We start from the raw sequence: 23,354 nt of genomic DNA on the forward strand, positions 1-23,354 counted from the left end.
CCATTTGTTGGCGCAGATTGCTCTTCAGCGGAAGTTTTTTTTGTGGGCTGTGACGAAGTCAAAGCGTTTCCTATTCTTTCCATTACATAAAACTGCGCGAATTGTATCACACTAGAGTCACAACAAGATAACCGAAAGCCAATTCGACTTTTTCGAACAACTTAAGCAGATAACTAGGCTTTTTAACAAAGCGGGGTTGCTTATAATAGTCGCCATAGTCAAAAGTACTTATTTAAGGAATACCCATTATGTCTCGTATACTCGCTTTAAAATCAAGCATCCTTGGCGATTACTCTCAGTCAAATAAACTGGTTGAAGAATTCATCAAAAATGTCGACAAAGATACACTCACTCTTCGTGACTTAGCGGCGGAACCTTTACCGGTTTTAGATTTCACGGTAGCAACAGCTCTTCGCGCAACAGAAAACCTTTCACTGGAACAGCAAACCGTGGTGAATTTGTCTAATACCTTGATTGAAGAGGTGAAAGCAGCAGACACGTTGGTTATCGCAGCGCCAATGTACAACTTCACGATTCCAACTCAGCTTAAAAACTGGATTGATTTGATTGCTCGCGCGGGTGTGACATTTAAATATACCGAGAGCGGCGTTCAGGGTTTGATTGAAGGTAAGAAAGCAATCGTTATAACCACACGCGGTGGCATCCACAAAGGTTCATCAACGGACAACATTACCCCTTACTTACGCACGGTACTTGGTTTCGTTGGCATCACCGATATAGAGTTTATTTATGCAGAAGCGCTAAACATGGGTGAAGAAGCCGCAGCGAAAGGCATGACTGAGGCACAAGGCCAACTTGCTACACTCGCATAGTCATAAGTTAAAATCGCATGAAAACGATGAGTGGTTGGTGAACGCCAATCGCTCTTTTTGTGTTGCTCTTTCTATTGAAAGTGCATGATATTAACGACGAGGCGTTATTTTCTTTCGACTTAAGCGATGCACTTTATCCAAGCGATGTAGGCCATCCAAGTAGAGTTTCTCTAACGCTTGGTTTCCCTCACTCACCAGCTTTTCTATCATCGCGTTAAAGGCCAAATCGCTCGGGATTTCTATGTCGTTCCCTACCTCGACCTTTAAAGAGTTACCGTAAAGCACTAACCAGCCGTCGCCCTCAAGGTGTCCTTCCCCGTGAATAAGGAAAAAACGCTTGGCAAATTCCTCGTTAGTACAGTTCATTGCCTCAATTTGAATATTATATGAGGAGTCGATGCTCATGTGGCTAACACTGTTTGCGCCATCAGATGCATCACAAACGGCTTTCACTTTTGCACGATAAACAAAATTGAGTGTGGATAGTAACGTTGTCGTATTCATCACTATTCATGATGGGTGAAAATCAAGCAAGCAACAAATCCGACCTTTCGCGTCTATTTTTTTCTATACCCCATGTTTTTTTTATTTCACACTATCACTGTTGATGTGACCATCACGAGAGATAGAGCGAGAGTAGTTAGAGTTAATCTCTTCATAAATGACGAATAAAACTGGTTAATAAAAATGCAAACATCAATGAATTGCGGTTTTAAGCTTATGTTCTTTTGATTCTGGCCGTTACAATGATAAATGTTGTCATACTCGTGACAGTTTGAGTCCCATCATTTTATAAAATGACTCAATAACTTGTTAGAGTTAATCGCACTTTTCAATACACCCTAACTTAGTTCAACATCAAACATAATGAAGTAAAAAGTGAAAGCATCAGAACTTATCTCTCATCTCAATAACCTGCCAACCGAAGCCGACCCAGATATTGTCATGGGAGAAGCATGGCTACCTGAAAGATTAGTAGAGACTCAACTTGATGGCGATATGTTATTTTTACACTTTGATAATGCGCCAGAAGAAGATCAGGGGGAGGAAGAAGGCCGTGGTTTTGTGGAGCATGAAATTGACCTAATTCGAGCTCGACTTCAACAACTCCTCGACGAGGACAGTGACAATGCTTCAAAAGCAGATGCGATGTTAGGATTATTTCTTATGGGACATGAACTTAGTAGTTCTCAAGTTATCGAAATATTAGAAGAAGCATCCAACGAATAAGGAATTACATTGCCAGCTTTGTTGACTACGACTGAAAACTCTCCACTTCCTCTTATTATTGCGGGTCCTATCCTACGCAAAGTAACGGCGACTGAAATCAACATTTGGCTTGTCACCACCGAACGATTAGAAGGCATGGTGCAAATCACCGATGAAAATGCCGATATCCTTTATCAATCTTCGCTAAATGAACAACCAGAACAGTTTCAAATCGGTCGAAACGCTTGGGTAAACTTACTCACGTTGAAGGGCAAGTTTCCTACTCATCAACCGCTTCGTTATCAGATTATCACCCAAAATGGTTCGCTGGCAGACTTGCTCCCGCACCTCATTTATGAACAAGATGACAACCCAAATCAAGGCGTGACATTTTTCATCAGTGAAAAGGCCGACTATGTTTTGCATGGTTCTTGTCGTAACCCACACCATTTTAGTAAAGATTCTTTAGTAACAGCAGATGACAAAATAGCCTCTCAAGCCATCGAAGATCGTGCAGACATGCTTATAATGAGTGGCGACCAAATCTATGCTGACCATGTTGCCGGTCCAACACTCGATGCAATTGAGCAGGTCATCGCATTATTAGGTTTACCCGGTGAAAAGTTTGAACAAGCGCCAATAGCAGATACCACCGCTCTTTATCAGCACCCCAACTGCTATTATGGACGCGATAAGTTGTTGCCCCGCTATACCAGTGATGGCCGTTTACTCAACAAGTTTTTCCCTCATCGTGGCACACCAATCTTCAGCGCAAAAGAATGTGAGAACCACCTGATAAGTTTTGCCGAATGTTTCGCCATGTACTTATTGGTTTGGTCTCCTACCTTGTGGCAGCTTATTCAGTCAGATCGTTTGCTAGAAAGTGGATTCACTGTCGGTGGGGAAACGCTCGCTCCAAAATGGCAACAACAGTGGCGCGACGAAAAAATTCAAATTGAAAAATTCATCGCGGGTTTACATAAAGTTCAGCGATTACTAGCGCATATTCCAACTTACATGATCTTTGATGATCATGATGTCACTGACGACTGGAACCTCACAATTGGTTGGGAGCAAGCGGCATATAGTAACGCTTTTGCAAAACGTATTATTGGTAATAGTCTTATCGCTTATTGGCTATGCCAAGGATGGGGAAACGCCCCTGAAAAATTCAATGATGAATTTATGAACATCGCGCAACGTTTTTTCAGCGAGAACTCGTCACAAGATCAGGATGCGTTTATCCAATATTTATACCGCTTTGAAAATTGGCATTACACCATCCCTACTACTCCAAAAGTGGTGGTTTTAGATACTCGTACTCGACGTTGGCGTTCTGAGTCGAAAATGAACAAGCCGTCAGGATTAATGGATTGGGAAGCCATGATTGACTTCCATCAAGAGCTTGTCCATCAAGATAAGGTCATTATTGTTTCTGCAGCGCCCATGTTTGGTGTGAAGTTTATAGAAGCCTTACAACGAGTGGTCACTGTGCTTGGAAAACCTTTGATGGTCGACGCCGAAAACTGGATGACACATCCTGGAAGCGCGAATACTCTGATCAGTATTTTCACTCACACGAAAACACCGACCAACTTTGTCATTCTGTCAGGCGATGTGCATTACTCGTTCGCGTATGACATCAAACTGCGCTATCGAAAAAATAGCCCAAACATCTATCAAATCACTTGCAGTGGGATTAAAAATCAATTTCCAACGCAACTGCTGAACATCTGCGATGGCCTAGACAGAATGCTATATAGCCCTCGCTCACCGCTAAACTGGTTCACAAAGCGTAAGCGTTTGAAGATTTACAAACGCGCCCCAAGCTCCCACAACTTTTATCGCTTGGTGAATCACAGTGCCATCGGTGAACTGCGCTTAGATGAGCAGGGAAAACCAAGTCAAATTAGTATCCTAACAAGTGACAACGAAGAAATTCATTTCCCGCCAACTCGTGCCGAAGGTCGAGATAACTGAGTTTTTATTGACCTTTTGATTGTTCCTAAGGAGTGAACGGTACGCTAAATTTGATACTACACCTTGAGATTTTCCGTATCTATTACCATGTTAACAAAATAGACAATAGCTCGGTGTTCAGTATGTTTAATTCTCTAACCTCATTATTCAAACAACTCATTGATGGCGCAGACCTAAGCCAAAACAACACATTTTCTCCTAACATGGCTATCGCCTGTTTGCTGTGTGAAGTGTCAGGGGCCGATTATAAAACCGATGAAAAAGAGTATGAAACCAAACGCTCTTTACTGATGAAGCTCCTCTCATTAAATGAGGAACAGTCGAATCAGCTCTTGGAACAGGCGCAGCAAAAAGTCCAAGATTCTGCTTCGTTGTACGACTTCACATCTCAGCTAAGAGAGTTGACTCAAGAAACTCGTTACAGTTTGATTCAGAGTATGTGGGAAGTCGCCTATGCCGATGGTGAAATTGATCCACTAGAAGAAGCCGTTATTCGTAAAACAGCAGAATTGCTCTATGTCGACCACAGTGAATTCATTCGTGCGAAACTTCAATCTCAGTAGTTACGCAGACACATCAAATAAGTACGAGATTGAATTTCAATCCAGCTGGGGTAACGAAGCGGTTATAAAAACGCGCTGACAGCGCGTTTTTTTAAGCCAACAGTCGTATTATAAAAATACGTGCATTCAACGACACTTGAACTCGCTACGCACTGTGACAAAAAAATAATATAAGTTAAATGGAAACTTTGTTACGAACGAAGAGTTATATCAGTGATTAAAGCATCGTCAAGGCAAGCTTAGCCAAGTTGTACGCATCCACATAACCTGAGTGCTGGCGACCTTCCCAATCAATACCTTTGGCTTCTTGTGCAGCTCGATGGCCAATACGCTTATCTTTAAGGCGATTTTGAATTCGGTATAACGTCGCTAAGTTAATGAACTCTGAAAACGGCGCTTCAATGCCTTTCTGCTTACACTCTTCCAATAAAATCATATCGTCACGACCCCACGACGCGTAAATCTTATTGCGACCACCGAAGTTCTTGATCATAGATTTAAGCACTTCTTCTAATGGGCGACCCTGCTTTTCGATTTTACGTGGCGATATACCAGTTAACTCCACACAAAACAATGAGACTTCATCGAACTCAGGCTTTACATAGTATTGAGCTCGCTTGACTATTTCGCCTTTAGACAAATCTATTTCGGCTAACCCAACTTCGATGATCTCACCCGTGCTGCCAACGCCATTCTCGTTCCAGCAACACATTTCTAAATCGAAGCATACAATACGGTTATGGTTCATAGTTTGTCTTGATCCCTAACATAAATTTCAAAGCGTTAAATTTTACCGTAATGCCATATAAAACTCGAATTTAATCACCTATCGACACGCTATGCCGACCGTTTTTCTTACTTAGGTAAAGTTGGTTATCCATTTTATGGTATAAGCTTTCAAGATCTTCATCTTTACTGAAATACAGCTTTAGTAACGAGCAAACATCAAGCAACAACTATAATGGTTAGTCCAATTGTTGATTTTTCACCCTGTCCATGCGGTATATCCACGAATTATTACAGCCTTAAGTCTTGAATATGCTACCATCCGTCATCATTTTAATGTCTAAACTTGGTGCAAGATCGCAAAGACGATCGTTTTAGTGAACACATATGAGCCAATGCTGAGCACCAATCATCAATAGAAAGAGAAAATGTCATGAACATTGATTTGAACCTAATTCCTCAAACGTTCGATATGCTCCACGCTGGCCTAACGGCATCGAGCGTTTTGCTTCTTTTGATCGCGGTATCTCGCAAGTCTAAAGTGATTGAGAAAGTGGTAGAAAAACCGGTCGAGAAAATCGTCGAAGTTGAAAAGCCAGTTGAGAAGATCGTTGAAGTTGAAAAGGTCGTTGAAGTAGAAAAAATCGTTGAAAAAGTCGTGGAGGTGGAATCGAAACTCGCAACCGCTTCAACAGCTTCTGCAATGCAGCTGCTTTCTATCATGCAACAAGAGGCGCGCCTTATCGATTTCTTAAAAGAAGACCTCACTTCATTCTCTGACGAAGAAGTCGGTGCCGCTGCTCGCGTTATTCACACTGGTGGTCAAAAAGTATTGAACGACTATGTGGCACTGACGCATGTGCGTAACGAAGACGAAGAAACTCGCATTACGATTGAAAAAGACTTTAATCCACAAGAAATCCGCTTAACTGGCAACGTAACTGGTAGCGCGCCGTTCCACGGTACGCTCGTTCACAAAGGCTGGAAGGCAACATCGATGACGTTACCTAAACTGGCAGAGAACTACGATCCATCAGTGATCGCACCAGCTGAGGTTGAGCTGTAATGGAACACATGAACCAAGAAAACGTTTCACGCCAACAACACCTTCAAGAAACGGTACAAGAACACCTGCCTCCTAAGTTCAGTGTGGGTATCGACTTAGGCACAACGCATTGTGTGATGTCTTTTATTGACACTCACGATGAAGATGCTCGTGTACAAGTGATGCCTATCCCACAATTAACAGCGCCTGGCACGGTAGAAACTCGCAGCCAACTCGGCTCGTTTCTATACCAACCGCACGAACACGAGATGAGCCCACAATCACGCGTGCTACCGTGGTCAAACGAGCCAAAAGCACTGGTTGGAGCTATCGCTCGTAACTTGGGTTCAAAAACACCGATTCGCCTTGTTGCTAGTGCAAAATCGTGGCTTTGCCACGGTGGTGTAAACCGTCGTGATGCATTTCTTCCTGCGGGTAGCCCAGAAGACGTAGAAAAAATATCACCGCTTCGCGCAACTGAGCTTTACCTCGAGCATTTAAAAGACGCTTGGAACCACGCGAACCCAAACCATAATCTTGCTGAGCAAGATGTGACGATCACCGTTCCTGCATCGTTTGACCCTGCGGCTCGCGACCTAACAGCAGAAGCTGCACGTAACGTTGGTTTTGTGCACCTAACGCTTTTAGAAGAGCCTCAAGCAGCACTTTACAACTGGATTGATAACAGCAACGACAAGTGGCGTGACGACGTTGAAGTCGGCGATATCGTCTTAGTCGTCGATATCGGTGGTGGTACAACAGACCTTTCTTTAGTGGAAGTCACTGAAGAAAACGGCAACCTAACACTCAACCGTATCGCTGTAGGTGAGCATATCCTGCTCGGCGGTGACAACATGGACCTTGCTCTTGCCTACCGCCTAAAAATGAAGCTAGCGCAAGAAGGCAAAGAACTGCAACCATGGCAAGTTCAAGCCATGACGCACGCCTGTCGTGATGCGAAAGAAGCGCTATTGAACGACAGCGAACTGCAAGCGGTGCCAATCGTCGTGCCTAGCCGTGGTTCTAAACTGCTTGGTGCAACGTTAAAAACAGAACTGACTCAAGAAGAAGTACAACAAACACTGGTTGATGGCTTCTTCCCTCAAGTGGCGATTACTGATCACCCTGTTCAGCGTAACCGTGGTGCACTAACGAAAATGGGTCTACCTTACGCACAAGATGCGGGCATCACTCGTCACATTGCCGCGTTCTTGTCTAAGCAAGCAAACGCGCAAAGCGGTAGTGAGTCAGCACCGGCTCAAGACTTTGATCCGTTTGCGAATATGCCGGGAATGCCGGGTTCAGAGGCAACTCAATCGGCTGACTTCATCAAACCAACTGCAATCTTATTCAACGGTGGTGTTCTTAAGTCGACGCTTCTTGCGACTCGCTTAGAAGATACGATCAATGAATGGCTACTTGAAGCCGACGCGGAAATGGCGAAACGTCTGACAGGCGTGGACCTAGACCTAGCGGTAGCGAGTGGTGCAGCTTACTACGGATCGGTTCGTCGCGGTCAAGGCGTCCGTATCCGTGGTGGTATCGCGTCGGCTTACTATGTAGGTATCGAAAGTGCCATGCCAGCGATCCCGGGCATGGCTCCACCAATGGAAGCACTGTGTATCGCCCCATTTGGTATGGAAGAAGGTTCAAGCGTTGATGTGCCAAGCCAAGAGTTTGGTCTGGTTATCGGTCAGCCGGTCAACTTCCAATTCTTCGGTTCAACTGTGCGCCGTGATGATCTCGCGGGTACGCACCTCGATTATTGGGCGCCAGACGAGCTTGAGGAACTACCTGAAATTCAAGTCACACTTCCAGTTTCTGAAGGTCGTCGTGAAGGTGACGTAGTTCCGGTCACCTTAGCGTCTCGCGTAACAGAGCTGGGTACACTTTACTTAGAAGCCATTGCTGCTGATAACGGTCAAAAATGGCATGTTGAGTTCGATGTGCGCGAAGACGCGATAAGCGACTCAAATGAAGAAGAGTAAGTAGAAATCAAACGGCATCCAACTGGGTGCCGTTTTTAAATATACGAAGGTTTGTATGACATCTCCTCGTTTTCTTGTTGGTATTGATTTAGGCACTACAAACACTGTGGTCGCGTATTGTGAAATCACCGACAACCTTGAACAATCTGAAGTCTCCCTATTTGAAATAGACCAATTAATAGGTCCTGGTGAAGTGGTTCGTAAGCCGCTGCTGCCCTCTTTTCGCTACCATCCAGCAGAGGGGCAAATCTCCCCTTCTGACTTAACACTCCCATGGGAAAACCAACCAGTTTCTGGCGATATCAAAAACGTGATCGTCGGTGAGTGGGCGCGTGAATTAGGCGCGAAAGTAGAAGGCCGTCAGGTCTCCAGCGCGAAAAGTTGGCTATCACACCAAGCGGTGGATCGCCGCTCAGACATCCTTCCTTGGGCTGGTGCACAAGACGTTGATAAAGTATCACCGGTTATCGCCAGTGCAAGCTACCTAAACCATATTCGTCAAGCGTGGAACTACCGCCATCCAAGCAACAAACTGGAAGATCAAGACGTCGTCGTCACCGTTCCGGCATCGTTTGATGAAACAGCGCGTAAGTTGACGCTAGAAGCTGCAGAACTGGCTGGCTTAAAGAAAATCATCTTGCTCGAAGAGCCACAAGCAGTGTGTTACGACTGGTATTCGCGTCACCTGAAAACGGTAGCTGATGAGCTCAAGGAACTACCGCTCATCCTAGTTTGTGATGTTGGCGGTGGTACCACTGACTTAAGCTTGATTGAAGCTCGCTTTACTTCAAATAATGACAATAGTGGCGATTTAACCCTTAATCGTATCGGCGTTGGTGAACACTTAATGCTGGGTGGTGACAACCTAGACTTAGCACTCGCACACCTGGCAGAAAGCCGCTTCAATCAAAATAAAAAACTTACCGCTGCGAGCTTAACTAAACTGATTCAACAAACGCGTAAAGCGAAGGAAAACCTGCTTTCAGCACGCGCACCAAACGAAGTGAAAATCACGATGCTGGGTAGCGGCTCTAAGTTACTTGGCGGCACGCAAAGTATTGCGCTAAGCAAACAAGAGGTGCATCAAATTGCTCTGGATGGTTTCTTCCCGCTTTCAGATTTCAGAGCCATCCCAGACAAACGCCGCAGCGCAGTGGTTGAATTCGGTCTTCCTTACGTTGCAGACCCTGCCGTGAGCAAACACGTTGCCGAATTCCTCACTCACCATCAACAAGTGTCTCGATCCGCACTGGGCATTGACGACGACAAACAAACCGCCATTCCTGTTGGTGTGCTACTAAACGGGGGGGTATTCAATAGTGACCTTGTCACAGAACGCATCACTGCCCTACTTTCCGCTTGGCGAGGCGCTCCTGTTACCGTATTAGACAACCCACATCCGGACTGGTCCGTCGCACTTGGTGCCGTTGCGTTTGGTAAAGCACGTCGGGGCGCACAGCTAAAAATCGGTGGTGGCGCCGCTCGTTCTTACTTCTTGCATCTGCAAGAGAAAAACAAGATGGGTAAAGCACTGTGTCTACTTGCAAAGGGAACAGAAGAAGGGCATGAGATTCGTTTAAGCGGTCGCCGCTTTTCTTTAACGCTTGGTGAGCCAGTTCGTTTTAACCTGCTGACTTCGACACACGATACATTAACCAACAACACCACGATTCAAAATGGCGTAATGGTCGATGTCGACCCGGATTTTTTTGCTCCTCTTCCTCCTTATATCACCACACTAGAAGGTGACGGTGCACTTCTACATGCCAACCAAAAGGAGCGTGTAGAAGTGCAACTCGCTTGTCAGTTGACAGAAGTCGGCACACTTAAGATGGAGTGTGTCAGCGCCGAAGACGACAGCAAACGTTGGGAACTGGAATTCGAAGTGCGTAACAAACAAACGGACGACGAAGAACAATTTCAACTTCACCCGAGATTGAACGAGTGTAAGGCATTAATTTCTCGCCTATACAGCGGCAACAAGAAAAGTGCAGAAGGCAAAGAGATCAAAACCTTAGCCAAAGATCTTGAGAAGAAACTCGGTAAACGCGATGAATGGGACTTTACGACCCTACGTCAACTATTCGATACTTTCGCACAAGGTCGTAAACGTCGTCGCCGCTCAGAACAACATGAAAAAAACTGGCTTCGTCTCGCTGGTTTTTCACTTCGCCCAGGCTTTGGTGATCCCACAGACTCTTGGCGTATTGAACAAGTTTGGGGACTGTATCAACAAAACATTCAATTTAAGAACCATCAAGGCTGGACAGATTGGTGGGTATTTTGGCGTCGCATCGCTGGCGGGTTGAACCAAGAGCAGCAAGAAACCATCTTGGCTGACATCGCCAAATACTTGCATCCCGGCGCAATGAAGAACCCTCAATCGGCAAAAACCGCGCAGGAGATGGGCTATGAATCAATGGTGCGTTTGTCAGCATCTCTTGAACACTTAGAAGTGGACGACAAAGTACTACTGGCGACTTGGTTTTTAAGTAAAGCCACTAACCACAATCAGTTCCAACCAGCGCATTGGTGGGCGGTGGGACGTTTGGCGTCTCGTACTCCGTTATATGGTAGTCAACACAACGTCATACCTCGCGAACAAGCGGAACAATGGTTGCCTAAGCTGTTGGGGCAGAATTGGCAAAAAGAACCCATGGTCGCATTCGCAGCCGTAATGATTTGTCGCAAAACGGGTGATCGTCTATTCGACATTTCAGACGAGTACCGTGAGCAAGTCCTAGCGAAACTAAAACAGAGTAAAGTGCCTGAATCGTGGGTTTCGTTGGTTGAAGAAGTAAAAGAGCTGTCTGAAAGTGAATCGAAACGTGTATTCGGAGATGCACTGCCAAATGGCTTAACTTTAGTTCACCATTAACTTTACAGACTGCCTAATGCCACAAAGCCCTTAACGAAGGGCTTTGTTTTATCCATTCAGTATAAAAGAGTTAGTTCATCTCTGTGGTAATCACAATATCTCTAGTTTCGTTATCCATATCACTGATGCCAACCACCGACACTTCTCGATCTGATAGGTTTTCAATCAATCCATCTTCCAACCCGCCATCAGCAAGCCAATTATAAAATTTTTCAGCGACACGATCCGAACCTTCACCAACAAACGTTAATGTAACCTTCTTCATTTGTGACACTCCATCAATTTACGATTCAGCCACTTAAGCGTAGTATGTATACCCCATATCGACATCAAATAAGGCTAACTTCTTTTTTATGAGTATCGAAAAATTTGACGCTATTTATCAACGGGCTGCCGAGCGTAAAGGCGGTGAAGATCAACTTGAATCGCTACTCTCTCATCCTTTGAGTAAAGAAGATTTAGCTGCAATTCCTGATGACCGATGGTTAGCAGCATTTTCGATGAAAGTATTTCAAAGTGGCATTTCATGGCGTGTTGTGCGAAATAAATGGCCAAACTTTGAAGCCGTGTTTTTCGGGTTCAAAATCGAACCATTGTTGATGCTTTCTGATGAGCAGTGGGAAGCCAAAGCGGCAGACAAACGAATTATCCGTCATCTGACTAAGGTCATGTCGATTCCTGCGAATGCCCACATGATCCACGCAGCAACATTCGAATACGGCTCATTTGGAAAAATGATCGCGGATTGGCCTCAAGAGCAAATCACTGACCTTTGGGCATACTTGAAAAAACACGGTAGCCGCTTGGGTGGCAATACAGGCCCTTATACTTTACGTCAAATGGGCGTCGATACCTTTATTCTCTCTCATGACGTAGAAGCCTATTTACGTAACTGCAAAATTATCGAAGGTGGTAAAGAAACGAAAAAGTCCCTCGCCAGCGCTAACAAAGCATTTATTCAATGGCAAAAAGAGTGTGGTCGAAGCCTAAGCGAAATCAGCCAGATCATTGCGTTTAGTACTGGCGACAATCGAATTTAACAGGGCCCGCTCATAGAAGATTAACCTGAACTTCGAACATCCATTTTCGTTGTCTAAAATATCGCTGACGAAAGTCATCCTAACCGAATAGAATTCAACATCAAAAGTGAAAAAACCCAGCTTTTTGAACCAGTTTCTTATTACTTTCACTCAATTCTTCAGTCATTTTGTTCTAAACACCGCTAATCACATACAACATCGTCCAAAATCATCATTTCGACAAATTATTTTTCTTAATCAATATATTTACTTATCAAAAGGTTAATGCGAACTAACTACTTTTGGGTACTAAATATTGATTAACCTCAATTGCATTGCTCTAACAAACTGACTAGGATACACGCCCTTTCTGAGTGAAGTGTCAACAGATATGATTGCGATTGAGAAGTTCATTCAAATTTCTCAACACTTCGTGATCACTCACAACTATTGCACTCATTTTTATATGTTTGAAGATCGCATGGTCTTCAGCACCAATATTAGAGTACTCCTGAGTGCTGATTAGAACAGCCATGACTCTATGCCGCAATGGTGGCTATTTTCGTGGTTTTTCCGCTGGGAGTTACCTATTCATCAAGGCTGGTCAAAGGATGAGCGCCTTGGATGCATTTACTGGAGGACAAAAAATGCCAAAAGGTCTAATGCTGACTGACTTAGCCATCGCTGGCTTACTGTTGATCACAGCAAAAGTTATCCGCGTACACATGCCTTTGCTGCAACGTATGTACATTCCGTCTGCTGTACTGGCAGGATTACTCGGCCTGATTTTTGGCCCTGCTCTACTTAATGTATTGCCATGGACAGAAACCTTTACCGCAAACGCAAGCCTGTTAACTGCTGCACTTTTTTCTGCGTTAGGTTTAGCTACAGACGTCCCATCACCAAAAGTAGTGGCTCAAAGAGCCGGTTCATTATGGGCTTTCAACCAAATCGCATCCGTGTCGCAATGGCTGTTTGCTGGCATGTTTGGCTTAGCGCTAACCACATTCTTCTGGCCTGATATCAACCCGGGCTTCGGAATTACCATGTCTGCTGGGTTTATGGGTGGTCACGGTTCAGCTTCTGTCGTAGGAGAAATCTTCACCGGGCTTGGCTGGGAAGATGGCTTTACCTTAGGTCTAACCTTTGCCACGGTTGGAATCTTCATTTCAATTTCCGTCGGCATGCTCATGCTTCAATTTGCGTTGAAAATGGGATGGATTCGTAGCTTTACGACTTTCGATAGTATGGATGAACATGAACGCAAAGGGTTGGTTAAGCCAGCAGAGCAAGAGCCAGTAATGAAAGATACCATGTCGTCGCTGTCTGTGGATTCATTTGCGATTCATGCCGCACTTGTGGTTGTCGTGACGGGATTCTCATACGTTGCGGCAAACTATCTTTCCGCCTTCCATGACAAAGTACAGATCCCAACGTTTGTAACTGGATTTTTGGGAGGCATGTTGGTTCGTATTATTGCAAAACAAACCAAAGCGTCTCGTTACCTTTGTGATGGCGCATTTAAACACGCCGCCGGCATTAGTACGGATTACTTGATTATTTTTGGTATCTCTGCCATCAAAATCACAGTGTTAGCACAGTACTTAATGCCAATGGTTGTACTTGCGACTGGTGGTATTGCGTTTACCTTGTGGCTCATTTTTTGGGTTGCACCTCGCATTATGGGAGATAATTGGTTCGAAAAAGGCATCTTCTCTTGGGGGTGGCTCACGGGCACGGTAGCAATGGGAATCGCCTTGTTACGTATCGTCGATCCTAAAATGCGCAGCAAAGTATTGGATGACTATGCCATTGCTTATGTTCCGGGATCAATTACTGACATTTTCATCATCTCCCTTATGCCAATCGCTATGTATAATGGCCTGCACTGGCAGGCTTTGGGCGTCGGTTTAGCCTACATTGCTGTTGTCCTATTTATCTGGCGATTCGTATTTAAACGTAGTGGTCAAGCCGCCACTGACGCTTCCTAAATCACTAAAATTCGGGAGGGCACAGCCTCCCGAACTTAATTTTCAACTCACTCTCCAAAGTGGGAAGATACTTACCGCGCTTCAACCTGTTCAGTCTTCATTGAATCTCCATTCCTTCACAATCTAAACTAATTTTTCATTTCTTACCGATTATTGACATAACTCCTCGCTATATCACGCAAGGTCGTTGTAAAATCTCCATTTACTTCAGTCTGATACTCAGGGCTACTTTCTCATAATACATATTAATCTCATGACCCAAGTCCATGGACAAAGATAAGTTTACTAACATCTATCGTTTACCTGGTTCGATTCAAATTCGTATCGGTAAATGGCAAAAGACGTTCCGAGGCACTTCTGATTTGGTTTTACATCAGGCATTAATGGAGCGTAATAAACAATTTAAGAAGCCAGACTTTTTTCCTAAAGGCTGGTGTGTCACTCCTATTGATGAAAATGACATCACCATTACGCACCATGGTAAGTATATCCAAACCGTCATGCGTACAATGCTGGATAGAAAAGTGTCTTATAAGCGGCTATTCCTCTCTCGAATGAGTGAGGATGAAGGTAAAAAAGTACTCCACCAATACAAATTAGAGTGGGTGAGAAAACACAACCAAGTCGCGAAAAAATACAACCACATTAAGAAAAAACAGTATATGAACTTTGCGAGAGAAGAAGAGGAAACTCTCTACCCTTCAATTCCAAAGGCTGAGTTTGATAAAATACTGTGGAACAAACTCGTCGTGTCATCGTTTGGCCCGCCCAAAAAGTACAAAAACCCTCACTTTGTTCGCAAAGCAGATTTCTAAATCAATACCCCGCAATACAACAGAGCTGTTTATTTATACGTTAATACCATCACTGATCGTTGGTTTAGATGGGCGAGAGCAATGTCGTCACATTGCCCTCACATGATAGACAACTTGTTTATGCTATGGCGTATGAGCATAAGAGCAAAGCCAAAACTGAGTCATTAATGCCGAGCATCAGCTCCAAACTCGACTTCTTTATAAATATCCGCCAGCGGTTTTTTACCCTGCTTGTCTTTAGTTGAACGCTTTTTCTTGGTTTGAGAATGGCATTCTTGCTCCTGAAGTGCTTGTTCATGCTCTTTGGCTGCTTGAACAAAATCAGGGTTAGCAAGAGCTTGTTGGCGTAAGCGGTTTACTCTTTCAAGGGTTTCCCACAACATACTTCACCTCCAAACTTTAGCTGTATATAAAAACAGTATTGTTTATGCATTCCTTTCCGTCAATATTTCAGCTCCTTTATTCTATTTCTTAACATTATTCTCGGCCTGTATAGTGCTCTGGATGCTTAAACGCATTAGGCTGAACAGAGTTCAAGAAAACAAAGCCAGTAAATGCTTTTTGGTCATAACAATAAGTCGCCACTGAAGACTGATAACCCTGTTTCAATAAGGTTTGAACCCGAGAGCAATAGTTCATATTGCGAAGATCATCAACGATACGAGGTAACGCATTTTTCGATGCAATGTTGAGATGAGGCAGTTTACGGAAAGACGACACGTGATGAGCTAAACACCCAGTGTCGAACTCACTTTCTGCAAAGGATTTGATCACATCTTGAGCAAGGTGGTATTTTGCAAACGACCCCCAGTCAATGCACGGTAGGTATACCTGCATTCTATCTTTCAGCGTTTGCAGTTGTTCATTGATCGGCTTAGCAAACAGATAAAAACGGCTGTATGCCATACTTCACCTCCATACTAAAGCAGAGAGACAAGAAGAAAGCGCTCATGAATGTCAGAAATTTTAATAAGTTTTGAGCGGTTTTCTCTACTTAAATTATTGATATATTACAATTTAAGTGTACGAAACAATGGTAGATTTTCACCAATTTTTCCTTGGAAACCTTACGGTAGTTTGATCCAGATTAAAAAAGCCAATGAGCAAAACTCATTGGCTTGATAAAAGACCATATTTTTTGAAAATAGCTCTAGCCAAGCGCAGGGAGAACACCAAGCGTGATCAATACCTGAGCCAATACAATGCCTGTACCTGCAATACCTGTCATTACCAACGCTCCCTGCCCGCCAGGCACACGGTACTCGCCATTAAATTCACCGGAACGACGCACCTTGATCACCATGGCCAAAGGTAAGAAAATCGCCAGAATCGCTAAAGCAATGGCTGCATAGCCAAGCGCCATAATAAACCCTTGCGGATAAAAAAGAGCAAATCCAAGTGGTGGTGTGAATGTAATTAAAGCGGCGACTAAACGATTGGGTTTATCGTGATTGCCTTTGATCGTATCGCCTAAAAACTCAAAGAGACCAAGACTTACCCCTAAGAAAGAAGTCAGTAACGCTAAATCTGCGAAAACACCAACAACGTTACCTAAATTGGATTGATGAACCGACTGAGATAATTGACCAATTAGCGCGCTCAAGCCGCCATTTTCGATTAAGACATTTTGACTTACGACACCCAAAGTGACGATCTGCCAGAAAATGTAAATCACTAATGGAATTGTAGAACCGATAATGATCGCTTTGCGCAAAGAAGACATATCTCCATCTAAGTAGTTTACGATGGCAGGAATACTTCCGTGAAAGCCGAACGAAGTAAAAATAACAGGAATAGCAGCGACTATCAGACCTTGCTCTATCGGCATACTCAATAAGTAAGACTCGGTTACATTCGGAGCTAAGAAAGACAATACCACGACCATCACCACCAGCTTCATCGCAAACAGCACACGGTTCACTTTATCTACTGTACTCGTACCAACGGTAACAACCAAAGTCACAATCAACGTAAAGATGATGGTCGAGGTCGAACCTGAAATATCAAGATCAAACCATTGCGTGAGTCGATCACCAAACTGAGCACCGCCACCAGCAATATACGCGGCACACAATGAGTAAAACAAAAACAACATGGCGAAACTCGCCACCCACTTACCTTTTTGTCCAAGGATCTGCTTAGCTAATGTATGCAGCGTGGCACTGCTTTCAGCATGCTGATGCAGTTCGAGCATGAGCAAGGCAGTAAATGCCATCAAAGCCCATAAACTCAACATAATGATGAGAGAGGTAGAAAAACCAATGCCCGCAGAGGCAATAGGGAGAGCCAGCATACCAGCTCCAATTGTAGTTCCCGCAATAATTAAGGTGCTACCAAATACTTTAGAACGACTCATTGTATAGTTATCTTTACATATTATAGAAATTATCAGCATTAGATCGGGCAAGAGCGTACCGAAACCAATACCATCTTCGTAATGATACCGATACTGTAAGATATTAAGCAGAAGATCAAGCAATGTGTAAGGATAAAAAACCACAAGTGTAAATAAATAATTACAGATCGCTTATATCTGATAATAACCGAGTGCATTCTTGACGGTTCATAAACTTAGGAACAGGATAATTCCAATGCGCTTCTTTCAGTATCAAGCGAACAAGAGATGTAACATCTTCATGCTTGATAACACTAGTGGCCTGTTCAATCTCGATAGCAAAAAACAAAGACTCTATCTTGTTTAAGAAGCGCTGGGCGCTCTCGCCTCCCGCTTCTTTATCTCCTGTCATTGCATCAAGTGTTTTTAGTTGAGGTTCAATTTCTGATAATGAAAAGCGTAACACGGGCAGTAATGCCAAGCCGTTCGCCATACCGTGAGGTAAACCATATTTAGCGCCTAGTGTATGAGAAAAAGCATGAACGTAACCTAAACTCGCCTTGGTAAACGCTAAACCAGCGTAATAAGAAGCCATTGCCATTTTGTGCCGAGCTCGTATATCGCTTCCCCGTTCAACAACCATAGGAAGGTATTTAAAAATCAACTTGATTGCGGCAATTGAGTAAGCTTTTGTTTCTTGAGTAGCATTACGGGAAACATACGCTTCGATCGCATGAGTCAACGCATCGACTCCTGTATCCGCAGTCATTTTAGCAGGTAAACCAACCAATAGATTTGCATCTAAAGCTGCCATTAAAGGAACCAGTTTTGGATCCATTAACGGGGTTTTAAGATGAGTATCAGGGTCTGAGACTACGGCAGCAATGGTTACTTCAGAGCCAGTTCCTGATGTCGTTGGAATTGCAAATAGCGGTGCTGGCGTTCGCCACACTTTGAATAACCCTGCGAGTGTCTTGACAGAACGTTTATTGGTCACTTTTGCAGCAATTACCTTTGCACAGTCTATTGCAGATCCGCCCCCTAATGCCAATATCCCTTCACACTGAAAATGTTGATACGCCTTGAGTCCGCTCTCCACTTGATCGTAAGTAGGGTCTGACTCTACTTGCGAGAAAACCTCTAGCCTCAAACCAAATTTAGCCGCCATCTCCACGACTGAATCTGACATTCCTATTTCCATTAGTCCTTTATCTGTGACTAATAATATTCGCTCAAACCCCAACTCAGTCATCGATTCCAATAACTCATTCGTCGAGCCAGGTCCAGAAAAGAGTGTTGGTCTCGGCATTGGTAATACATGCGCCGCTAATTTTAATCCATTAGTGTAAGTCCGATATAAAGCGTGCTTAAACATACGAAATCCTTTTTCATCTAGAGCTATTATTCTAGCTGCTTTTGGCGCCCGTGATTATTTTTAGAATCTCATGTTATCAATAAGGTAGAAACGAACAACGCGTCAACCAGTCTGGTTATCAAGCAAAACACTCGCTTTTTAAGCGATAAAGTGAGCCAAATAGCAAGCAAAAAACTTTGCTCTGACGTCTATGCGGTATTAGGAATAACATAACGGAGTGTTACGAGCTCGCCGCTATCTTTTAGTTCAGAAGGGGGAATATTTGCCCCTGATGGATTCACATAATCAGTAGATTGTATTGATCTCTAAGAGAAAGGCGCGCTATTTTTCAAGTCGAACATAGTGACATCGATATAACGTTTATATTTACGGGGTAAAAAACATTTTACTTCTGGTTTCAAAGGTTGAGAGGGGTTTGGTTGAGTGATTTTGTCCGCGACAGGTTTGAAGCCCCCTTTGTTCGGATAACGTTTGCTCCACCCCAACATATTTCACACCACTTGTGTCAAATTTTTTAATACCTTCAGCGGTCTTGATTAAATTTTAGGGTCGTAATCCATAACGTAACATTTGCTACACCTAAATAGTGACGAGAACATTATAAAAGCTCCCAGCTCTTAACCTGATAAGCATTATAAATTGGTTACAAATAATGGGAATTCTGTCGATTAATACGTCGATTTACATATTAAATCCTTTATATTAGTATGGATTAAGCTCTAATAAATATATAATTCTTCAAAATAATTTATACCTGAGGAGTGCATTAATAATCGGTGTTTATAAAATCATATTAACTATTGACTAATTTTTATAAATGTCGATGATTAGCCGCCTAATCTTAAAATGCTATTAACTCAATAACCCATAAAATGATAGTCACCCGATTTGAATACACCTTTTTGTGATAGTAATGTGATCCTACACATCAACTGTATGTTATCCGACCCCACACTCATCTATGGTGCCAAATGGTACGAGGAGGAAATGTCTTGACCACTCGTTTTGACCAGCATGCCTCAGAGAATGACCGAGAGTTCCTAAAAATCGTTGAAGAACGATTCATTCATATTTTTGATGTATTCAACGAAGGTCTCTTCTACATGGATGAATTTGGTACCATGGCCTTTTACAATAAAAGCTTTTATGAGCAGTTTGGTATCAGTGCAGGTCGGATCAAACTCGAACACTGGCTAGATTTAGTGCATCCATTAGATCGAGAAAGGCTGTCAAAAAGAGTGGATGCTCATATCAAAACGGATAACAATAGGGCCACCACCACCTATCGCCTTCGTAAACCCAATGGACAATATGTCTGGATAGAAGGCGTGGCAATGACAAAAGAAACAGAACATGGCCACTATATGGTGGGCAGCCATCGAGATATTTCTGAACGAAAACTGATGGAAAGCTACATCCACCAAGTCGCGTTTCATGACAATGCGTCTGGAATGGCAAACCGTGCTCGTCTCCTACTCGACATTGAAGATGGTGTACGAGCTGCCGACTCTTGCGCATCTATTTGCTACATTCAAATTGAAGAAATAAAATCGTACCTCAATCAATATGGGAGCGAGTTAGTTGATGGTCTGGTTGAAAAGTTATTGCAAACACTGAGTCATTTGCCCTCTCCGAATAGCTCCGTTTACCGAGTACACGATGATGATTTCGCCATCTTAATTCACGATGAATGCTCAACAAAAACCCTTCAGCGCTATGCCGAGAACATTAAGCAAACCTACCATGAAGCCGTGATTGAAGAAGGCCAGTACCTCGGTAGTAATCTAAGCATCGGGCTATACCCTTGTATCGACCGAACACACTCAGCTGACGAGATCTTACGTAAAGCAGCAAGAACCTGCCAGTACGCCCGTGAACAAAATAAAGATCGCGTTGCTATTTATAGTGAAAAAACGCGATATGCGGTTGATCGATACTTCTTCATCGAACAGGGCCTGAAAAGCGCTCTAGAAAACCAGACCTTAAGCGTTAAGTTTCAACCTATCGTTGATGCAAAAAATGCTGAAGTGGTCAGTTTTGAGTCTTTAGTTCGTTGGCGTAGTAAAGAGTTTGGCGAAATTTACCCAGACGAGTTTATTCCTGTCGCAGAGAACAAAGGTTTGATCGTCGAACTGGGCTACCAAGTGTTCGAAAAAGCTTGTCAGTTCATCAAAAACTACCGTGAACGATACCAAAACCAGGTTCGTGTTAACGTTAACGTCTCTGTCCTTCAGCTCATGAATAGTGAATTTCCGGCACAGATTAAAGCAATGGCAGACAAAGCTGGCGTAGCACCAGAATCCATTGTATTAGAACTAACAGAAACCTTCATTTTAGATAATAACCAAACGGCTATTGCACCTTTGAGCACACTTAGAGAGCTAGGGTTTGCGCTTTCACTCGATGATTTCGGCTCAGGTTATAGTTCATTAAACAGCTTTTTCGATCTCCCAATGACACAAATAAAGATTGATAAGTCGATGGCATGGAAAACACTGACCAACCGCTCTTCTCAAGAGTATTTGAAGTTTCTTATTACAATGTGTCAGGAGAACAATATTGAGGTGGTCATTGAGGGCATAGAAGACGCAAAAATGTATGACTTTTTCGCTAATATGGGGGTCGACTATTTACAAGGTTTTTGGTTCTCCAAGCCATTGTCTGTAGCGAGTGCTAGTCGCTATTCACTGAGTTAACTTCTCTTAATATTCCGCACAGCCACGTTCAATTGTCTGCCCTCTCTAAAAAGTAGGCTTCAGAACTGAGTGGCTGTGGCGAAAACAACCTGACAAACCTTGGCTAACGTAGACGTTCAAACACCACGCTTTGATCTAAGTGTTCATGGTATTGCGTGTAATCCAATCCCATATCGAAAATGAATAGTGTCACCAAGTTTCTAACGCATTCAACTAATTGGCTAGCTTGCCACGGTTTTTCAAAGTAGCGGTCAATCCCCGCCGAGTTAATTGCATTGATGGTATCACTATGAGTGGCTTGTCCAGTAAGAAGCACTTTTCGGGTGTGGACAAAACGGCTGTCTTTTGACACCTCCGTCAGTAACTCAACCCCTGTCTTACCCGGCATCACATGGTCAGAAATGATCAACGCTATCATGTCTCCTTCCGCATCTAACTCATCCATCAACTCAAGCACTTCATCGGCAGACTCACAGTCTTCAATATTTAACCACTGACTTAACGGCTCTAAATCTTGTAGAACCGCGCTTAACACCTCTCGTTGGTCATCAACGCAAATTAAATTAAGCTTCTCCATGTTCATCCTCTACTGGTAACTTGATTCTAAAAATAGTTTTGTCGCTATCGCTCTTTACCACAATTGAACCGTTATATCCGGCTATGATGCGTTTAACAATCGATAACCCCAGCCCTAACCCAAACGACAATCCGCCTTTTTTCGTGGTGAAGTTGGGTCGGAAGATTTTTCTGCGTGTGGCTTCATCGATTTCGGGACCGTTATTGGCAATAGTAACCAAAACCTTGCCTTTACTCTCTCTGGTATGAATTTCAATACCAGGCTCATCACTCTCTCCCAGTGCATCGCATGCATTCTTCAAGATATTGACCCAAACTTGCACCAATTCGGTTTGAGACCCAACAAATGTCGGTAGCTCCGCTGGACTAAAACGAACACTCACTCGCCTCAAATCACTTTGCAACAAAGCAAGCGCCCGATTGATGGAATCGTTAATGTTAAAAGCTTCATCTAGATCGATATCGGTTCTGCCAAGCTGCTTTACTGAACGAACAATGCCGACTGTATGTTTTGATGCGATACGCAGATCGTGAAGATCTCGGCCCATCTGCCAAAACCGAATCGCTTCCTCTGGCCTTTTTAGCCAATGTTCAGAAAGGCTATTATTTGGAACTGCACGCGCGAGATCTCGTGCTAAGTCTTTAGGTAAACCATAATATTTCTCGAAGTGACGGCCTCGCTTTCTCGCTTCACTCGAGGACACCTTCTGCCCTTGCATTAATCCGAAATCAAAGAACTGGCTGGCTTCTGGGTGGACCTCTTCCAGCAATTCCATAATCACTGACTCCAAGCGCTGGGATTTACTGCTCACCACACCAATTGCATTATTAAGCTCATGCGCAATACCAGCAGCGAGCTGACCTAATGTCGTCATTTGTTCAGCGGTATGTAGCTTTTGTAATGCTTCTTCTTTAGCCAGCGCCTCCTGCATTGCTCGGCGCTGACGACGTGATAGCTCATTCACCATCACCGTCATAAACTGCGTGGTCAAAGGGCCGTATTTATCTTCTTCTATCGCGGGCGTATCACGCTCTATCCATGCTAGCTCGACATCTGTTTGCGCAATGACCGTCGATGATGCAGTCCATGTTCCTGAAAAGAAACTATGCACACCGATAAACGCACCTTGAGACGCAGAGAACACTTGAATCGGCTTTTGTTCATCATCGGCATAATAACCGGCCAACTCGCCCGACAATACGTAATACAAACGCTCGTTGTAACCCGCTTGCTCAATCAATACCGTTCCAGCCGAAACCGTCAACTGACGTTCAAAGTGATTAAAATAGCGTTGCACTAACGCATCTAACTTCGTTTCGTACAT

The 23,354-nt window shown here is 43.6% G+C and carries 20 protein-coding genes and 1 pseudogene; 11 read left to right on the plus strand and 10 right to left on the minus strand.

The genetic code is table 11. From position 1 onward, the window contains the following. The first annotated feature begins 248 nt into the window (after positions 1-248). Positions 249-833: an FMN-dependent NADH-azoreductase gene (locus AC3D28_RS04685; RefSeq protein WP_488535704.1), complete on the plus strand. Its 585-nt coding sequence runs from the start codon at positions 249-251 to the stop codon at positions 831-833. Positions 834-923: 90 nt separating this feature from the next. Here the strand turns inward: AC3D28_RS04685 and AC3D28_RS04690 are convergent, their stop codons facing one another. Next, a complete protein-coding gene (locus AC3D28_RS04690; RefSeq protein ID WP_488535705.1) occupies positions 924-1,337 on the minus strand; it encodes a hypothetical protein in 414 nt (137 codons plus the stop codon). Between the two features lie 375 nt (positions 1,338-1,712). Here AC3D28_RS04690 and AC3D28_RS04695 point away from each other — a divergent pair, with 375 nt between their 5' ends. From AC3D28_RS04695 to AC3D28_RS04705, 3 genes are all read left to right on the plus strand, one after another. Continuing rightward, on the plus strand, positions 1,713-2,063 hold the full coding sequence (locus tag AC3D28_RS04695) for a VC1380 family protein (protein WP_098415509.1): 351 nt from the start codon (positions 1,713-1,715) through the stop codon (positions 2,061-2,063). Between the two features lie 9 nt (positions 2,064-2,072). After that, the gene (locus AC3D28_RS04700; RefSeq protein WP_488535706.1) at positions 2,073-4,022 is read left to right on the plus strand and encodes an alkaline phosphatase D family protein; all 1,950 of its coding nucleotides are present in this window, start codon (positions 2,073-2,075) and stop codon (positions 4,020-4,022) included. 122 nt (positions 4,023-4,144) lie between these two features. Next, positions 4,145-4,585 (plus strand): tellurite resistance TerB family protein, encoded by a 441-nt coding sequence (locus tag AC3D28_RS04705; protein ID WP_098415507.1) that lies wholly within the window; start codon positions 4,145-4,147, stop codon positions 4,583-4,585. 217 nt (positions 4,586-4,802) lie between these two features. Here the strand turns inward: AC3D28_RS04705 and AC3D28_RS04710 are convergent, their stop codons facing one another. Continuing rightward, positions 4,803-5,333 (minus strand): 3'-5' exonuclease, encoded by a 531-nt coding sequence (locus AC3D28_RS04710; RefSeq protein WP_098415506.1) that lies wholly within the window; start codon positions 5,331-5,333, stop codon positions 4,803-4,805. A 411-nt stretch (positions 5,334-5,744) separates the two neighbouring features. On the opposite strand from AC3D28_RS04710, the gene AC3D28_RS04715 reads away from it, so the two are divergent. The 3 genes from AC3D28_RS04715 to AC3D28_RS04725 are packed head-to-tail and all read left to right on the plus strand — an operon-like array spanning position 5,745 to position 11,222. Further along, the gene (locus tag AC3D28_RS04715) at positions 5,745-6,377 is read left to right on the plus strand and encodes a DUF2760 domain-containing protein (RefSeq protein ID WP_098415505.1); all 633 of its coding nucleotides are present in this window, start codon (positions 5,745-5,747) and stop codon (positions 6,375-6,377) included. After that, a complete protein-coding gene (locus AC3D28_RS04720; protein ID WP_488535707.1) occupies positions 6,377-8,344 on the plus strand; it encodes an Hsp70 family protein in 1,968 nt (655 codons plus the stop codon). Before AC3D28_RS04715 ends, AC3D28_RS04720 begins: the two co-directional genes overlap by 1 nt. Positions 8,345-8,399: 55 nt before the next feature. Beyond that, positions 8,400-11,222 carry an Hsp70 family protein gene (locus tag AC3D28_RS04725; protein ID WP_488535708.1) on the plus strand — a complete coding sequence of 941 codons (2,823 nt, stop codon included), beginning with the start codon at positions 8,400-8,402 and terminating at the stop codon, positions 11,220-11,222. Between the two features lie 70 nt (positions 11,223-11,292). Here AC3D28_RS04725 and AC3D28_RS04730 read toward each other — a convergent pair whose 3' ends face one another. Continuing rightward, on the minus strand, positions 11,293-11,487 hold the full coding sequence (locus AC3D28_RS04730) for a hypothetical protein (protein ID WP_488535709.1): 195 nt from the start codon (positions 11,485-11,487) through the stop codon (positions 11,293-11,295). Between the two features lie 88 nt (positions 11,488-11,575). On the opposite strand from AC3D28_RS04730, the gene AC3D28_RS04735 reads away from it, so the two are divergent. From AC3D28_RS04735 to AC3D28_RS04745, 3 genes are all read left to right on the plus strand, one after another. Continuing rightward, positions 11,576-12,262, plus strand: coding sequence for a DNA-3-methyladenine glycosylase I (locus AC3D28_RS04735; protein WP_488535710.1), 687 nt, complete (start codon positions 11,576-11,578; stop codon positions 12,260-12,262). Between the two features lie 626 nt (positions 12,263-12,888). After that, positions 12,889-14,232, plus strand: a complete 1,344-nt coding sequence (locus AC3D28_RS04740) for a sodium/glutamate symporter (RefSeq protein ID WP_488536053.1) — start codon at positions 12,889-12,891, stop codon at positions 14,230-14,232. Positions 14,233-14,498: 266 nt separating this feature from the next. Continuing rightward, the gene (locus tag AC3D28_RS04745; RefSeq protein WP_098415501.1) at positions 14,499-15,047 is read left to right on the plus strand and encodes an MSHA operon transcriptional regulator; all 549 of its coding nucleotides are present in this window, start codon (positions 14,499-14,501) and stop codon (positions 15,045-15,047) included. Positions 15,048-15,211: 164 nt separating this feature from the next. Here AC3D28_RS04745 and AC3D28_RS04750 read toward each other — a convergent pair whose 3' ends face one another. The 5 genes and pseudogenes from AC3D28_RS04750 to AC3D28_RS04770 form a co-directional block, all read right to left on the minus strand. Continuing rightward, positions 15,212-15,430 (minus strand): hypothetical protein, encoded by a 219-nt coding sequence (locus tag AC3D28_RS04750; protein WP_098415500.1) that lies wholly within the window; start codon positions 15,428-15,430, stop codon positions 15,212-15,214. 94 nt (positions 15,431-15,524) lie between these two features. Beyond that, positions 15,525-15,953, minus strand: coding sequence for a hypothetical protein (locus AC3D28_RS04755; protein WP_488535711.1), 429 nt, complete (start codon positions 15,951-15,953; stop codon positions 15,525-15,527). Positions 15,954-16,197: 244 nt separating this feature from the next. Next, on the minus strand, positions 16,198-17,442 hold the full coding sequence (locus AC3D28_RS04760) for an aromatic amino acid transport family protein (RefSeq protein ID WP_488536054.1): 1,245 nt from the start codon (positions 17,440-17,442) through the stop codon (positions 16,198-16,200). A 121-nt stretch (positions 17,443-17,563) separates the two neighbouring features. Further along, positions 17,564-18,757, minus strand: coding sequence for an iron-containing alcohol dehydrogenase (locus tag AC3D28_RS04765; protein ID WP_488535712.1), 1,194 nt, complete (start codon positions 18,755-18,757; stop codon positions 17,564-17,566). 317 nt (positions 18,758-19,074) lie between these two features. Beyond that, positions 19,075-19,173: pseudogene (locus AC3D28_RS04770) on the minus strand (HD-GYP domain-containing protein); the annotation flags it as partial. A 555-nt stretch (positions 19,174-19,728) separates the two neighbouring features. Here AC3D28_RS04770 and AC3D28_RS04775 point away from each other — a divergent pair. Continuing rightward, positions 19,729-21,453, plus strand: a complete 1,725-nt coding sequence (locus AC3D28_RS04775) for a putative bifunctional diguanylate cyclase/phosphodiesterase (protein ID WP_488535713.1) — start codon at positions 19,729-19,731, stop codon at positions 21,451-21,453. Positions 21,454-21,556: 103 nt separating this feature from the next. Here AC3D28_RS04775 and AC3D28_RS04780 read toward each other — a convergent pair whose 3' ends face one another. Together AC3D28_RS04780 and AC3D28_RS04785 are read right to left on the minus strand one after the other, a co-directional pair. Next, positions 21,557-22,030, minus strand: coding sequence for a response regulator (locus tag AC3D28_RS04780; protein WP_488535714.1), 474 nt, complete (start codon positions 22,028-22,030; stop codon positions 21,557-21,559). After that, a complete protein-coding gene (locus tag AC3D28_RS04785) occupies positions 22,017-23,354 on the minus strand; it encodes a sensor histidine kinase (protein ID WP_488535715.1) in 1,338 nt (445 codons plus the stop codon). The genes AC3D28_RS04780 and AC3D28_RS04785 overlap by 14 nt, the downstream gene beginning before the upstream one ends.

The sequence above is a fragment of the Vibrio sp. TAP-3B genome, from assembly GCF_057784735.1.